This is a genomic window from Paraburkholderia dilworthii, assembly GCF_000472525.1.
GTDB lineage: Bacteria > Pseudomonadota > Gammaproteobacteria > Burkholderiales > Burkholderiaceae > Paraburkholderia > Paraburkholderia dilworthii.
Genome location: NZ_AWZT01000003.1, coordinates 63,976 through 79,590 on the forward strand (window position 1 = coordinate 63,976; position 15,615 = coordinate 79,590).

Annotated in this window: 11 protein-coding genes and 1 tRNA gene; 8 read left to right on the forward strand and 4 right to left on the reverse strand. The window is 61.8% G+C overall.

Translation table 11 applies throughout. The features are described 5' to 3' along the window. The first annotated feature begins 204 nt into the window (after window positions 1-204). The 3 genes from dprA (at window position 205) to F759_RS0106245 (ending at window position 4,822) form a co-directional block, all read left to right on the forward strand. Complete coding sequence (dprA, locus tag F759_RS0106230; protein ID WP_027799094.1) at window positions 205-1,437, forward strand: DNA-processing protein DprA; 1,233 nt, start codon at window positions 205-207, stop codon at window positions 1,435-1,437. Between the two features lie 87 nt (window positions 1,438-1,524). Next, a complete protein-coding gene (locus F759_RS0106235; RefSeq protein ID WP_027799095.1) occupies window positions 1,525-1,902 on the forward strand; it encodes a thioredoxin family protein in 378 nt (125 codons plus the stop codon). A 250-nt stretch (window positions 1,903-2,152) separates the two neighbouring features. Next, a complete protein-coding gene (locus tag F759_RS0106245; RefSeq protein WP_027799096.1) occupies window positions 2,153-4,822 on the forward strand; it encodes a DNA topoisomerase III in 2,670 nt (889 codons plus the stop codon). Between the two features lie 154 nt (window positions 4,823-4,976). On the opposite strand, the gene F759_RS0106250 is transcribed toward F759_RS0106245, so the two are convergent. Together F759_RS0106250 and F759_RS0106255 are read right to left on the reverse strand one after the other, a co-directional pair. Beyond that, window positions 4,977-6,080, reverse strand: coding sequence for a LysR family transcriptional regulator (locus F759_RS0106250; RefSeq protein ID WP_027799097.1), 1,104 nt, complete (start codon window positions 6,078-6,080; stop codon window positions 4,977-4,979). A gap of 344 nt (window positions 6,081-6,424) precedes the next feature. Further along, entirely contained in the window at window positions 6,425-8,293 is a 1,869-nt protein-coding gene (locus F759_RS0106255; RefSeq protein ID WP_027799098.1) for a phosphoenolpyruvate carboxykinase (GTP), read from the reverse strand. 375 nt (window positions 8,294-8,668) lie between these two features. Here F759_RS0106255 and F759_RS0106260 point away from each other — a divergent pair, with 375 nt between their 5' ends. Then, window positions 8,669-9,682, forward strand: a complete 1,014-nt coding sequence (locus tag F759_RS0106260) for a D-2-hydroxyacid dehydrogenase family protein (RefSeq protein WP_027799099.1) — start codon at window positions 8,669-8,671, stop codon at window positions 9,680-9,682. A gap of 9 nt (window positions 9,683-9,691) precedes the next feature. Here the strand turns inward: F759_RS0106260 and F759_RS0106265 are convergent, their stop codons facing one another. Beyond that, a complete protein-coding gene (locus F759_RS0106265; RefSeq protein ID WP_027799100.1) occupies window positions 9,692-10,555 on the reverse strand; it encodes a patatin-like phospholipase family protein in 864 nt (287 codons plus the stop codon). Window positions 10,556-10,589: 34 nt separating this feature from the next. Further along, window positions 10,590-10,994: a PaaI family thioesterase gene (locus tag F759_RS0106270; protein ID WP_027799101.1), complete on the reverse strand. Its 405-nt coding sequence runs from the start codon at window positions 10,992-10,994 to the stop codon at window positions 10,590-10,592. A 200-nt stretch (window positions 10,995-11,194) separates the two neighbouring features. Here F759_RS0106270 and F759_RS0106275 point away from each other — a divergent pair. The 4 genes from F759_RS0106275 to F759_RS0106290 all read left to right on the forward strand — a co-directional run bounded on the left by F759_RS0106275 (window position 11,195) and on the right by F759_RS0106290 (window position 15,575). Further along, a tRNA-Lys gene (locus F759_RS0106275) sits at window positions 11,195-11,270 on the forward strand. Between the two features lie 362 nt (window positions 11,271-11,632). After that, window positions 11,633-13,849: a TonB-dependent receptor gene (locus F759_RS0106280; RefSeq protein WP_027799102.1), complete on the forward strand. Its 2,217-nt coding sequence runs from the start codon at window positions 11,633-11,635 to the stop codon at window positions 13,847-13,849. A 99-nt stretch (window positions 13,850-13,948) separates the two neighbouring features. Beyond that, window positions 13,949-14,635: a Fe2+-dependent dioxygenase gene (locus F759_RS0106285; RefSeq protein WP_027799103.1), complete on the forward strand. Its 687-nt coding sequence runs from the start codon at window positions 13,949-13,951 to the stop codon at window positions 14,633-14,635. 286 nt (window positions 14,636-14,921) lie between these two features. After that, entirely contained in the window at window positions 14,922-15,575 is a 654-nt protein-coding gene (locus F759_RS0106290) for a peroxiredoxin (protein ID WP_027799104.1), read from the forward strand. Window positions 15,576-15,615: the final 40 nt, after the last annotated feature.

Here is a 15,615-nt window from a genome sequence, read left to right on the forward strand (position 1 = left end):
GGCTCGCGTTGGCCATTCGGCCAGGTTGCCGGCCCGTCGCAATACGCACACGATAGATGGTGTCGAACCGATGCGATTCAACGCGCCACATGCGCGAGACGACGAGCCCGCGCGGGTGGGCGCGGCGCTGCAGTTATTTCGGATGATGAAAATTTTAGCATGGCGCCCGCCTGCCCGCCGGCCCTGTACGAGGATCGATCTGCAATGCACACCTTGCCTGCAACCCATCTTGAAGTCGCCGCGTGGCTGCGGCTCTCCCTTGCTCCGGGGCTGAAACCCGCGGCGCTGCGCGTGCTGCTGACAGCCTTCGGACTGCCCGAAGCGATCCTCCAGCAGGATCATGAAACGCTCGCCGCAGTCGCCGGCGACGCTGCGGCGCGCGCCACACTGGCTCCGGCGAGTCCCGAATTCGATGCTCAGCTCGGCGCGGTGATCGCATGGCGAGAGCTACCCGGCAACCACCTCGTGACGCTCGACGACCCGGCGTATCCGCCGGCGCTTCTCACCATGCCCGATCCACCGCCGCTGCTATATATAAAGGGCCGGCTCGATCTGCTGCATACCCGAGCCGTCGCGCTGGTGGGCAGCCGCAGCGCGACGCCGCAAGGCATGGAAGACGCCGAACGCTTCGCGCGGACGCTTTCGACGGCGGGCGTGACCGTCGTGTCGGGGCTCGCGCAGGGCATCGACGGCGCGGCGCATCGGGGCGGCCTCGAGGGCGCCGGCAGCACCGTCGCTGTAATCGGCACCGGCGCCGATCTCGTCTATCCGGCGGCGCACCACGCTCTTGCGCGGCAAATCGCGGTGCAAGGCGCGATTCTCTCGGAGTGGCCGCTCGGCACGCCCGCGCGCGCCGCCAACTTTCCGCAGCGTAACCGGTTGATCGCGGGGCTTGTCAGCGGCGTGCTGATCGTCGAGGCGGCTATGCGTTCGGGCTCGCTCATCACGGCGCGCCTCGCCAACGAGATGGGCCGCGATATCTTTGCGTTGCCGGGTTCGATCCACGCGCCGTTGTCGCGTGGGTGTCATCGGATGCTCAAGCAGGGCGCGAAGCTTGTGGAGACGCCCGAGGAGGTGCTGGAGGAATTGGGTTTTTCCAAAGCCGCGCCCGCAGTCGCGGGCGCCGGGCGGGAAAAGGCGTCGACGCAGGCGTCTCTCGTCACGGCGGCCGGCAGTGCGGCAATGGGCTCGGCGCAGCGCGAAGAGTCGACGCAAGCGGCGGCCGGAGAGGGCACGTTCAACGTGGTCGGCTCGCCAGGCCCGGACGCCGCACGGCTGCTCGCCGCGCTCGGCTACAGCCCAACGCCCCTTGAAATACTGGCCACGCGCACCGAGATGGACTACGCCGTTCTCCAAACGACGTTGCTCCAGCTGGAACTGGCCGGCCACGTCAGCGCGCTGCCCGGCGGGCGCTACACGCGAGCAAGCCACGGCTAAGCCACCTTGACCGAGCTTGACCACTCTCCGGGATCGGCCATGCTACATTCGCGCCAAAGCATTCCACAAAGCATCCGAGGAACCACCATGCCCGCGCTGAATCTCGACACCGACCAAGACCGGATTGCCGAGCGCGTCAACGAACCCGACACGCTGTTCGTTGCCTGCCTGTGCGCGGAATGGTGCGGAACCTGTCGCGAGTATCAGGAGGCGTTCGACAAGCTGGCCGAGCGGCACCCGGAAATCTGTTTCGCATGGATCGACATCGAAACCCATGCGGACCGCTTCGACGATCTCGATGTCGAGAATTTTCCGACCATCCTGATCGAAGACTCAGTAACGACACGATTTTTCGGCACCGTCTTGCCGCAGACGGCGATCGTCGAGCGGATGTTGTCGGACCTGACCGCATTGCCCGGCGTAAGCGGCGCGCCCAAATTACGGCCGGCGCTGACGGTCGCCTGAGCGCCCGCATGACGGTCGCGCAGGCCCTTGCGGCATGGCGGTTGCGACCGGCGCACAGCGCGTTTGCCGCAGCTTGCCCGATTGCTGAACGCGCAATTATGATGGCGCGCTTTTATGGCACTTGACACGCCGCTTTCGCGCCGTGTGCTATAAAGCGGTCGTTAATGGGTCGCAAGGTCGCAAACGAGAGTCGCGCCAACTGGGCGCGCTCAAGGCCACCAACCCGGATATACCAACCTCACATCGAGTCATGTCTAAAGCACTGATCATCGCCGAAAAGCCTTCCGTCGCGAACGACATCGCGCGCGCTTTGGGCGGTTTTACCAAGCATGACGAATACTACGAGAGCGACGAGTACGTGCTCTCTTCGGCAGTGGGCCACCTGCTGGAAATCGCCGCGCCCGACGAGTACGAAGTCAAGCGCGGCAAGTGGAGTTTCGCCAATCTGCCCGTCATTCCGCCGCATTTCGATCTGAATCCGATTGCGAAAAGCGAGTCGCGCCTGAAGGTGCTGACCAAGCTGCTCAAGCGCAAGGATATCGACCGCCTCATCAACGCATGCGACGCGGGGCGCGAGGGCGAGCTGATTTTCCGCCTGATCGCGCAGCACGCGAAAGCGAAGCAGCCGGTGCAGCGCCTGTGGCTGCAATCCATGACACCTGCCGCGATCCGCGACGGCTTCGCGCGTCTGCGCAGCGACGAGGAAATGCAGCCGCTCGCCGACGCCGCACGCTGCCGCTCGGAAGCGGACTGGCTCGTCGGCATCAACGGCACGCGGGCGATGACCGCGTTCAACAGTAAAGGCGGCGGCTTCTTCCTGACCACGGTCGGACGAGTGCAAACGCCTACACTGTCTATCGTCGTCGAACGTGAAGAGAAAATTCGCCGCTTTGTGCCGCGCGACTACTGGGAAGTGAAAGCGGAGTTCGTCTGCGCGGCCGGTTTCTACGAGGGCCGCTGGTTCGACCCGAAGTTCAAGCGCGACGAGTTCGATCCGGAGAAGCGCGACTCGCGTCTGTGGGCGCTGCCTGCGGCCGAGACGATCGTGGCGGCGTGTCGCGGCCAGATCGGTACGGTGAGCGAGGAATCGAAGCCGTCCACGCAACTGTCGCCTGCGCTCTTCGACCTGACCAGCTTGCAGCGCGAAGCGAACGGCCGCTTTGGTTTCTCGGCGAAGAACACGTTAGGGCTCGCCCAGGCGCTGTACGAAAGGCACAAGGTGCTGACCTATCCGCGGACCGACGCTCGCGCGCTGCCCGAAGACTATATGGATACGGTCACGCAGACGCTCGGCATGCTCAAGGAGAGCAACAACTATCTGCCGTTTGCCAAGCAGGTGCTCGATAAGGGCTGGGTGAAACCGAACAAGCGCATCTTCGATAACTCAAAGATCAGCGATCACTTCGCCATTATCCCGACGCTGCAAGCGCCTAAGAATCTGTCGGAGCCGGAACAGAAGCTTTACGACCTCGTGGTGAAGCGCTTCCTGTCGGTGTTCTTCCCGGCAGCGGAATTCAAGGTGACCACGCGCATCACGGAAGTGGTCCGTCATCACTTCAAGACTGAAGGCAAGGTGCTGGTCGAGCCGGGCTGGTTGCAGGTCTACGGCCGCGAAATCAGCGGTGAAGATGCCAACCTCGTGCCGGTGCAGAAGGACGAGAAAGTCAAGACCGACAGGATCGCCGCCCAGCAACTGGTGACGAAACCGCCTGCGCGGTACAACGAAGCCACGTTGCTCTCCGCGATGGAAGGCGCGGGCAAGCTCGTGGAAGACGACGAATTGCGCGAGGCGATGGCCGCGAAAGGTCTCGGTACGCCGGCCACGCGCGCCGCCATCATCGAAGGTCTGCTGGGTGAAAAATATCTGATTCGCGAAGGCCGCGATCTTATTCCGACCGCGAAGGCATTCCAGTTGATGACGCTGCTGCGCGGCCTCGGCGTAAAGGAACTGACGGCACCGGAGCTCACGGGCGAGTGGGAATACAAGCTGTCGCAGATGGAACGCGGCAACCTGCCGCGCGACGCGTTCATGCAGGAAATAGCCCGCATGACGCAGACCATCGTCAAGCGCGCGAAAGAATACGATTCGGACACGATCCCCGGCGATTACGCGACGTTGCAAACGCCGTGTCCGAATTGCGGCGGCCAGGTGAAGGAGAATTACCGCCGCTTCGCGTGTTCGAAGTGCGAGTTCTCGATTTCGAAGATTCCGGGCGGCCGCCAGTTCGAGATAGAAGAAGTCGAGGAGTTGCTGAAGAACAAGACGATCGGACCGCTGTCGGGTTTCCGCAGCAAGATGGGCCGTCCGTTCTCGGCGATCCTCAAGCTTTCGCTCGACGACGAAATCAAGAACTACAAGCTCGAGTTTGATTTCGGTCAGGACGCGGGCGGTGAAGACGGCGAACCGCCGGACTTCTCCGATCAGGAATCGGTGGGCGCATGCCCGAAATGCAAGGGCCGCGTGTTCGAGCATGGCATGAGCTACGTCTGCGAGAACTCGGTCGCGAGCCCGAAGACTTGCGACTTCCGCTCCGGCAAAGTCATCTTGCAGCAGGAGATCGCTCGCGAGCAGATGGCCAAGCTGCTCGAGGAAGGACGCACCGACCTGCTGACGAATTTCAAGTCATCGCGCACAGGTCGTAACTTCAAGGCGTTCCTCGTCAAGCAGAGCGACGGCAAGATCGGCTTCGAATTCGAGAAGAAAGAGCCGTCGGCCAAGACGGCTGCGAAGACCGCGGCGGCGAAGTCGGCTGCAAAGGCTGGTGCGGATGCAGAGTCGGACGAAGACGAGACAGCGGTCGCAGTGAAGGCAGCGCCAGCGGCGAAAAAAACCGCGGCGAAGAAAGCCCCGGCGACAAAAACCGCTGCAGCAAAGAAGGCGCCAGCCAAAAAGACGGCAGCTCGTAAAACAGGCTCCTGATCGAGCGGCAAGATGGCGCGGCCTGCGGCTTCTCCGCTGCGGCCCGCCTGGTCTGACGCTCACGATAAAAAAGCGCGATCACTTGAGGTGACCGCGCTTTTTTAATGCCCTTCGGAATGCGCTTCTACTACGCGCCCCGTATTGCGCACCGCCTTTACAGCGGCGTCAACGCCGCGGGCCGGGTACGGTTCGAGCTCTTGGCCAACGTCTTCGGCACCGGCGACAACTCGCTGTCCAGCAGTCGCGATAGTGGCTCGGCGCCGTCAAAGGCTTCCGGAGGCATCGACGAATCCGCCGTTTCGAACGACGCCTGCGAAGCCGGCCGCCCGACGCCGTCCTTGATCCACTGTTCGCCAAGCATGCTGTTCGGCGTCTGGCTAAAATGCTCGACCAGGTGATCGATGAAGGTGCGCACCTTCGCCGGCAAGTGACGACGGCTCGGATACGCGATGTTGATCTCGACTTGCGGCAAACGATAATCACCGAGCAAGCGCACCAGCCTTCCGCGCGTCATGTCGCGGCCGATCAGATAACTCGGCAGGATCGCGATGCCCATGCCAAGCAGCGCGAACTGACGCAGCATCTCGGTATTGTTCGCCACGATCACGTTCGACGGACGCACGCGCACTTCGCCTTCCGGGCCCGTAAACACGCGCTCATCGCCCCAATACTCGGAGGGCAGGCTCAGGCACGGATGCTCCAGCAAATGCTCGGGGCGCGTGGGCGTGCCGTGCTTCTCCAGATAAGCCGGCGTTGCGCAAACGGTCATGCAGCCGGTGGTCAGACGCCGCGTGACGATGCTCGCGCTACGCATGTGCCGGGCAATGACGACGCCTACGTCGAAACCTTCTTCCACCAGATCCACCTGGCGGTCGACCAGCGTCACGTCGGGAATGACTTTCGGATAGCGCTCCGCATAGGTCTGGAGCACCGGAGCGAGGTTGTGCAAGCCGAATACGACCGGCGCGACGATTCGCAACGTGCCGACGGGTTCGTGATTTCGCGCGACCACCATCTGCTCGACGTCTTCGAGTTCGTCGAGAATCTGGCGCGCGCGCTCGAGATAGACCTGACCGGATTCGGTCAGCGACAAGCTGCGGGTTGTGCGGTTCAGCAGTCGCGTACCAAGACGCCCCTCGAGGTCGGCAACGTGACGGGTGGCAACTGCGTTGGAAATATCCATCGCGCTCGCAGCGCGGGCAAAACTGCCGAGATCCGCCACTTTGACGAAAACTCGCATCGACTGCAAATGATCCATATGACGACTCCTGCCGTGTTACGGCTTCCTGACAATTGGTGATAACCATTGGAAGCGAACTAGGGATTCTCCTACGACTCGCGCAATCGTGCAGAAGTTGCCCGCAAAAGCGGAAATCTCGTCAAATTTTGTGCGACTGTGCGCCCTAGTGTGAGGCACCATCACTGATTGTTCCTTAATACGAAACAATGTGCTGCGATGCAGCTTGCGGCGGGTGTGTCTCCGAATAGACCGCCGGCCGCGCTCGCCGCCGTGGCGGCACTATGACGACAACGTTTCGTGACGCCGCAAATGAAAAAGCCGCCCGAAGGCGGCTCCCGCATGCGGAGTGAACGCTCACATGGTCAGGCGGCGAGCTTGCCTTCCAGTTGGCTCTTTGCTTGGGCCAATGCAGGCGGCAAGCCTTGCTGCAATGTGTCAAAGAGTTCGGCATGGAGGGCGAGCTCGGCCCGCCAGGCGGCGTCGTCGACCGAAATTACTTGCTCGAACTGCTCGCGGCTAAAGTCCAAACCACTCCAGTCGATGTCGTCGTAGTGCGGCGACACGCCGAACGCATGCTCCTCGCCTCGCGCCGTACCCTCGATGCGGCCAACCATCCAGCCCAGCACCCGCATGTTTTCGCCGAAGCCAGGCCACACGAACTTGCCGTCGGCGCCCTTGCGGAACCAGTTGACGCAGAAGATTTTCGGCAGCTTCGCATTCAACTGCTGCAAGCGCTCGCCCGTTTTCAGCCAATGGCCGAAGTAGTCGCTCATGTTGTAGCCGCAGAACGGCAGCATCGCGAACGGATCGCGCCGCACCACGCCTTGCTGGCCGGCGGCCGCGGCGGTCGTCTCCGAGCCCATCGTCGCCGCCATGTAGACGCCCTCGACCCAATTGCGCGCCTCCGTGACGAGCGGCACCGTGGTCGAACGGCGGCCTCCGAAAATAAACGCGTCGATCGGCACTCCCGCCGGATTTTCCCAGTCCGCATCGATGGACGGACACTGCGACGCCGGCGCCGTGAAGCGCGCATTCGGATGCGCCGCCTTGCGCCCACTTTCCTTCGCGCTCGCCGGCGTCCAATCCTTGCCTTGCCAGTCGATCAGGTGTGCGGGCGCTTCGTCGGTCATGCCTTCCCACCAGACGTCGCCGTCGTCGGTCAGGGCCACGTTGGTGAAGATCACGTTTTCCTTCAACGTCGCCATTGCGTTGAAGTTGGTCTTTTCGCTCGTGCCCGGCGCCACACCGAAATAGCCTGCCTCGGGATTGATCGCGTACAGACGGCCGTCCTTGCCCGGCTTGATCCACGCGATATCGTCGCCGATGGTTGAAATTTTCCAGCCGTTCAGCCCTTCTGGCGGAATCAGCATCGCAAAGTTGGTCTTGCCGCAGGCCGACGGAAACGCCGCGGCCACATGATGCTTGCGCCCCTCGGGCGAAGTCACGCCGAGAATCAGCATGTGCTCGGCAAGCCAGCCTTCGTCGCGGCCCATCGTCGATGCAATGCGCAGCGCAAAGCACTTCTTGCCGAGCAACGCGTTGCCGCCGTAGCCTGAGCCGTAACTCCAGATTTCACGCGTCTCGGGGAAATGAACGATGTACTTGGTCGGATTGCACGGCCAAGGCACGTCTTTCGCGCCCGCTTCCAGCGGCGCGCCGACCGAATGCACACACGGCACGAACTCGCCGTCTTCGCCCAACACGTCGTACACCTTGCGGCCCATGCGCGTCATGATGCGCATGTTGGTGACTACATACGGGCTGTCGCTCAGTTCGACGCCGATATGCGCGATGGGCGAGCCGAGCGGACCCATCGAGAACGGAACGACGTACATCGTGCGGCCGCGCATTGCACCGTCGAACAGGCCGTTGAGCGTTTCGCGCATTTCTTGCGGCGCGACCCAGTTGTTGGTCGGCCCTGCGTCTTCTGCGCGCTGCGCGCAAATGAAAGTGCGATCCTCGACGCGCGCGACATCGGATGGATCGGAACATGCGAGGTACGAGTTCGGGCGTTTCGCGGGATTGAGCTTCTTGAGCGTGCCGGCTTCGACCATCTGCGCGCACAGGCGGTCGTACTCTTCCTGCGAGCCGTCGCACCAGACGATGTTGTCTGGCTTGGTCATAGCGGCAACGCGCTGGACCCAGTCGATCAGTTTCCGATGTTTGACCCACTCCGGCGCCTGTACTGACGCTTTGACCGTGGGTTGTCCTTCGAATGATGGAAGATTCATCGACTTGTCTCCGTTTGTAGGGAATTGGAAAACGGTACAAGCCCGGCGATGCTGCATGCGAGAGGCATTTAACTGGTTGCGCCAGTTTCTACAAACCGACGCGCAATTGCGCAGGTCATCACGGGCTTCAACGCAGTCTGTTGGGCGAAGGCGCGCGGGACGGGCGTCTGCAACCGTCTGTAAAGCGGCTTGCCTCAACACGCAACAAACTGTTAAAAACGATGTCAATCGGCCTTGCCATAACGCTGTCGTTCTCCGCGGCAGCTTCTACGGTAAGGCATCCAGCCACACCGGCATGTGACCTGGGTCACATGGTGGGACAGTCAGCATAACACTCCGTTCCGCACCTTCCTGGTGCGGCGCAAGACACATACCATGAAGATTGCCATCCTCGACGATTATCAGGACGCCGTTCGCAAGCTCGATTGCTTTCAACTGCTGGCCGACCATGAGGTCAAAGTTTTCAACAACACCGTGCGCGGGCTCGGCCAACTGGCGAGCCGTCTCTCGGAAGTCGACGCTCTTGTTCTGATTCGGGAACGCACTCGCATTAGCTCGCAACTCCTCGATAAACTGCCGCGTTTGCGCATGATCAGCCAGACGGGCAAGGTGTCCAACCACATCGATCTCGCCGCCTGTACCGAGCGCGGCATCGCCGTGCTGGAGGGCAGCGGCTCCCCGATTGCTCCGGCCGAACTGACGTGGGCTCTTATCATGGCCGCGCAGCGGCGCATTCCGCAATACGTGGCAAACCTTAAGCAAGGCGCCTGGCAGCAGTCCGGCCTGAAGACGTCGGCACTGCCGCCGAATTTCGGTTTGGGTCAGGTGTTGCGTGGTCAGACGCTGGGCGTTTGGGGCTATGGCAAGATCGGGCGGCTCGTCGCCGGCTATGGCAAGGCGTTCGGCATGAACGTGTTGATCTGGGGCCGCGAGCATTCGCGCGAAGCCGCTCGCTCGGATGGTTACGGCGTCGCGGAAAGCCGCGAAGCGTTATTCGAGCAAAGCGACGTGCTGTCACTGCATCTACGCTTGCACGACGACACGCGCGGCATCGTCAAGCAGGAAGATCTCATGCGGATGAAGCCGACCGCGTTGCTAGTGAACACAAGCCGCGCCGAGTTGCTCGACGAAAACGCGCTTGTCAATGCGCTCTCGCACAATCGTCCCGGCATGGTCGCGATCGACGTATACGAAAGCGAGCCGATTCTGCAGGGCTATAGCCTGCTGCGCATGGAGAATGTGATCTGCACGCCGCACATCGGCTATGTCGAGCGCGAGAGCTACGAGCTGTATTTCAGCGCGGCGTTCCGGAACATCCTGGCTTTCGACGCCGGCGACACCGCTAGCGTGGCCAATCCCGAAGCGTTGCAGGGCGGACGCCGACGGTAAGGGCTAAAGTCAGGCGGCGATTTCGAGCAGATCGGGCATGCGTTCGAGGAAAGCTTCGCCGTCCGCGCGGCCGAGGTTGTAGGCATGCACCATTTGCGAAGGGCTAGTGTAGTCCCAGCTGGAAATCGGCACTTTGCGCGACGGTTGCACGTAAAGCCGCTGCTGCGCGCCGTGCGGCACGACGAACATCTGCGGCCGCGGATAGAGGCGCGTGACCATCACGAGCACGTTGCCGGGCGCGTCGGCGTCGAGCGCACCGACGGGCACGTTATCGACCATTCCACCGTCGAGCACCGGGCGGCCGTTGCGCCGTAGGACCGGCGTGAAAGGCGGCGTACTCGACGATTGCAGAATCAGGTCCGCGAGATCTTCGACGGTCGCGCAGTCCTGTGCGCGCACGAACTCGGGGTGAAAGCCGAGCGTCTGTCCGAGCGTAGGGTGCAATGTCTTACGCACGTATTTTTCGATGTTGTACGCGATCAGGCCTGCCGCGACGGCGCTGCGCGCGCCCAGCCAGCGCGGCAGATGCGAAACACCGATGCGAATTTCGGGCGCATCGGCAAGCGACGAAAAGTTCTCGCCGTAAATATCGAGCAGCGCCTGACGATAGATGCGGTAATGCGGGAACACGGACTCGCCGCGCAGCAGGTTGCCCCAATAGGCATTGCGCGAATTGTGGCGCAGCGCGTCTTCGTAATAGCGCATGACCCACTGCGAATCGCGCGTGTACAGCATGCACGCGGTGGCAGCACCGGCCGAAATGCCGGCGATGACGCGCGGACGCATGCGCAACTCCGGTTGCACGACGTCCCAGAAGCCCGCCTGCCACCAGCAGCGATTGCCGCCGCCCGCGAATACGACCTGATCGAACATCCTGATTTCCTCTAATGCCGCTTGGCGGCTCGTTTCAGCCGAGCAACGCGTAGGTCGTCGTCGCGTGAACTGCCATATTGCCGGTGTCGTCGAAGAGTTCGACTTCGCCGAACACGAGGTTGCGGCCCAGACGCAGCACACGCGCGGTGATCAGCACGTCGCCGTTACGTACGGCGCGCATGAAGCTGATATTGAGCGATACGGTGGTCATCGGCTTGAAGCCGCCGAGCGCAGCCGAAATGGCGACGATCATCGCGGTGTCGGCCGCAGCCATGAACACCTGTCCGCAGATGACGCCGCCCGAATGGCGCAGTTCGCCGGAAAAAGGCAGGCGAAGCGTGGCGCTGTCGGCATCGACCTTGACGGGGCTTAACGCTAGCGACCGGACCCACGGCGCGAGGACGCGGTCGAGCAATTCGGCGATCTCTTTGTCATCCATGACGATTCCCCGTTGAAAGCCGCGCGGCGCGGAGCGGCAAGTGTCCGCGACATGATACCGGGAGGCCGGACGCGACGCGTTTCCGACGGCATGGGTTTTGACGAGCGAAGGCTCTACACGGCCCTCGCGGTATTTTTAAGAAAACTGCTAACGGGGGCTTGGCAACGGTTGGAACATGCTGCATAATTTCGCTTCTGTTGGGGGCGTTAGCTCAGTTGGTAGAGCAGCGGACTCTTAATCCGTAGGTCGAGTGTTCGAGTCACTCACGCCCCACCAAAGAAATCGAAAGGCCGATTAGCGAAAGCTAACCGGCCTTTTTCTTTGGCCACGGCATCCGAAGGAGCTCAACGAACACCTCGCTACATCCCCTATCTCCTCACGAAAACCACGCGCTCCTGATCGCGCCCTCGTCCGCCGGCTGTCGCCCCAAACCGCAAGCCCAATTCGCCGCCTGAAAAATTTCCGATGCGTAACGAATTATTGCGAACTATTATCATCCGTGTAATGATACTGATTCTCATTTGAGAACAAGACGATGGGTCCATAACGCTTTGGGGCAGACAGTCCACCTGTCGGTGCTGCAACGGGCGTTGGCGTCCGTCGAATCAGAAAAATAGCGACAACGACAGGGTATCGAGATGTTCCGAAACACGCCTCTCGCGGCGGCCGTTCTGGTCGCGTTCGCGACGCCGCTCTACGCTCAAACGACTGCAACGACCGCGACCGGCGGCCAAAGCGCGGCACCAGCTTCCACCTCTTCGAGCCAGACAGCGGAAAGCGCCACCTTGCCCGCCGTCAAAGTGACGGGCCAAAACGGCACGTCCGCGGATTTCGCCCCCGACGTGTCGAGCGTCGGCGCAAAAGTACCAACGGCGCTGCGCGACATTCCGCAAGCGGCCGTCGTTGTGCCAAAGGCCGTGCTGCAATCGCAGGCTGCGAGTTCCTTCACCGACGCCCTGCGCAACGTGCCGGGCATCACCATCGGTGCCGCGGAAGGCGGGCAAATCGGCAACAACATCAATCTGCGCGGCTTCTCCGCGCGCACCGACATCTACCTCGACAGTTTCCGCGATCGCGGCCAGTACTATCGCGACACGTTCAACCTCGAATCGATTGACGTGTTGTACGGCCCGTCGTCGCTGTACTTCGGGCGCGGCTCGACGGGCGGCGTCATCAATCAGGTCAGCAAGCAGCCCACGCTCAAGCCCCGTGCCGATGTCTCCGTGCAGGCCGGCACGCATGACCGCTACCGCACGACCGTCGACCTGAACACGCCGATCACGTCGACGTCCGCGTTCCGGATCAACGCATTCGGCCAAAGCCTGGCTTCCTCGCGTGACGTGATGAAGAGCAAGGATTACGGCGTCGCGCCCGAAGTGAAATTCGGCATCGGCACGCCGACGGAAATCACGCTGTCCGCGCTGATCCAACACAACCGCGATCAGCCCGACTACGGCATTCCGGCGCTGAACGGTCATCCCGCGCCAGTGAATCGCGGCACGTTCTACGGCTTCACCGACGACCGCACGATCCAGGACGTGCAGACGCTCAACGCGCGCATCGAACACCGCTTCAACGACAACCTCAAGGTGCGCAACCAGACCCAGTTCAGCCACTACAGCACAGAAGCGCGCGCGACGAACGCGGCGTCGGTGCTGACGGGTCCGCTGCCGACGTCGACGGCTTTGACCAACGGCAATTTCACGACGATCGATCCGTCGCAACTGTTCGTGAAGTTGCAGGGCAAGGACCGCAACATCAACGACCATTCGGTCTACAACTCGACCGACATTCAGGCGAAGTTCAACACCGGCTTCATCAAGCACGAAGTCGTCGCGGGCGTGGATCTGAGCCACGAAACGTACAGCAACCAGAGTTTCGCAACCACCACGCCGGGCCTTCCGTCCAACACGATCGCCATCGTGCCGCTCGTCGATCCATCTTATACGACGCGTCCGTCGAATGCCAAAACCGTTGCGACGAACCTCGCCGAATCGAGCGCGAACGGCGTCGGCGTCTATGCGAACGACACCGTTTCGATCGGTGAACACTGGAAAATCGTGGGCGGCCTTCGTTGGGACCGCTACGAAGCGTCGATCCACAACTCGATCAATTCGCCTTCGTATGCGACGCAGACGAATTACTTCACTAGCGTGCGCGGCGGCGTGATCTGGCAGCCGGCCGACTGGCAGTCTTACTACGTGTCGTACGGCACGTCGTTCAATCCGTCGCTCGAAGCGCTCACGCTCACGAACAACACGCAGAGCCTGCCGCCGGAGCACAACAAGTCGTACGAAGTCGGCGCGAAATGGGATCTGCTGGGCGGCGGCCTCTCGGTCACCCAATCCCTCTTCAACATCGAGAAGACGAACGCCCGCACGCTGAACGCGGACGGCAGCTACACGCTCGACGGCGACATCCGCGTGCGCGGCTACCAGCTCGGCGTCGCTGGCCACATCACGAACAAGTGGCAAGTGTTCGGCGGCTACACGTACATGGACGCGACGATTCTCAAGGCGCTCGACGGCACCACCGGCAAGACGCCCGCGAACACGCCGCGCAACATGCTGACGTTGTGGACGACGTATGCATTCACGCCGCATTGGGAAATCGGCGGCGGTCCGATCTACACGTCCTCGCGCTATGCGGCGAACAACAACTTCGTGAAGGTCGGCGGCTACACGCGCTGGGATGCGATGGCTGCGTATCACGCGAAAAAGTACGACGTGCAGTTCAACGTGCTGAACATCACGGACAAGAATTACTACGACGCGCTGATTCCATCGGACGGCGGGCGCGCTGTGCCGGGTAACGGCCGCACGTTCCTCGCGACGTTAAACTATCGGTTCTTCTGATCGCCACAACGGGCGACCCACGCCACGCACGCCGCGCGCTTTGCTGCTGTCCGCTGTCACACAGCGGCAAAGCGTGCGGTTTCGCAGGAAAGTCCCACGATGATTGTCTCGATCCCCGACGTATTCAGCCCCGCCGACGCCGCCGCGATGCGCGCGCATCTCGAAGCGTCAACGGATGCCTGGGTTGACGGCCGCGCGACGGCGGGATATCAGGGAGCGCCAGTCAAGCGCAACCAGCAGATCGCGGAAGGCTCGCCGATCGCGCTCGAAATGGGCGACAGGACCATCGCGGCGCTCGAGCGACATCCGCTTTTTATCAGCGCGGTGCTGCCCAACAAGGTTTATCCGCCGCTTTTCAACCGCTACGAAGGCGGCATGCATTTCGGCAGCCATGTCGACGGTGCAATCCGTCTCGTGCCCGGCAGCGGCGCGCGCGTGCGCACCGACGTGTCGGTCACGCTGTTCCTCACGCCGCCCGACGAATACGAAGGCGGCGAACTGCTGATCGAAGATACCTTCGGCGTACAGGAAGTGAAGCTGCCCGCCGGCCACGCAATCGTTTACCCCGGCACCAGTCTCCACCAGGTGCGGCCGGTGACGCGCGGTGCGCGCGTGTCGAGCTTCTTCTGGGTGCAAAGCCTCGTGCGCGACGATACGCAGCGCGCGATGCTGTTCGATATGGACGGCGCCATTCAGCGTCTGAACGCCTCGAATGCGGATGACGCCGCGCGTCGCACGCTCGTCGGCTGTTATCACAACCTGCTGCGCATGTGGAGCGATACGTAAATTCCGGCAAACGGCGGATTAGCCCTGCAAGCTGGCTAGAGCGATGCGCATTTTTGTCCTACGCTTTAAGCGCGACGCGTAGCGCATCGGTATTTTCGGCTCCACAGCAATCTGCGAAAACTTCTTGATTCGCTGCGTCCGCATGGTCCTCCCGCGCAAATACAGTCCAACCGGCTGGAGGCTGATCGTGAGTCAAGCAATCGCCTGATCGAAACATCAGGCAGCCCGGGGACCGCCTCTTCGAATAGCGGCGCCACCGCCCGGCGCACTCTCATGGAGGATGACAATGTCGATTCGACTTGGAGAAGAAGCTCCAGATTTCACTGCCGAAACCACCGAAGGCACGATTCATTTTCACGAATGGATCGGCGACCATTGGGTGATTCTGTTTTCGCATCCGAAGGATTTCACACCTGTATGCACCACTGAGCTTGGCTACATGGCCGGCCTCAAACCCGAATTCGAGAAGCGCCATACGAAAATCATCGGGCTGAGCATCGATCCCGTCAGTGATCACCAGAACTGGGTGAAGGATATCGAAGAGACGCAGGGCCACGCGGTCAACTACCCACTGATCGGCGACGCTGATCTAAATGTCGCGAAGCTCTACGACATGATCCATCCGAACGCGAGCGGCGGCACGCGCACCGCGGCCGACAACGCAACGGTACGCTCGGTGTTCATCATCGGGCCGGACAAGAAGGTCAAGGCCATGCTCGTGTATCCGATGAGCGCGGGGCGTAATTTCGACGAAGTGCTGCGTCTGCTCGATTCGCTGCAGCTCAACGCAAAGCATTCGGTGGCGACGCCCGTGAACTGGAAGCCGGGGGACGATGTCATCATTCCGACATCGGTTTCAAACGACGATGCGGCGAAAAAATACCCGGAAGGCTTCAAAACCGTGAAGCCTTATCTGCGGTACGTGACACAGCCGCAGTGATCGCGGTGTAGTGAAGCCGGGCGCATCGCATGCGCCTGGT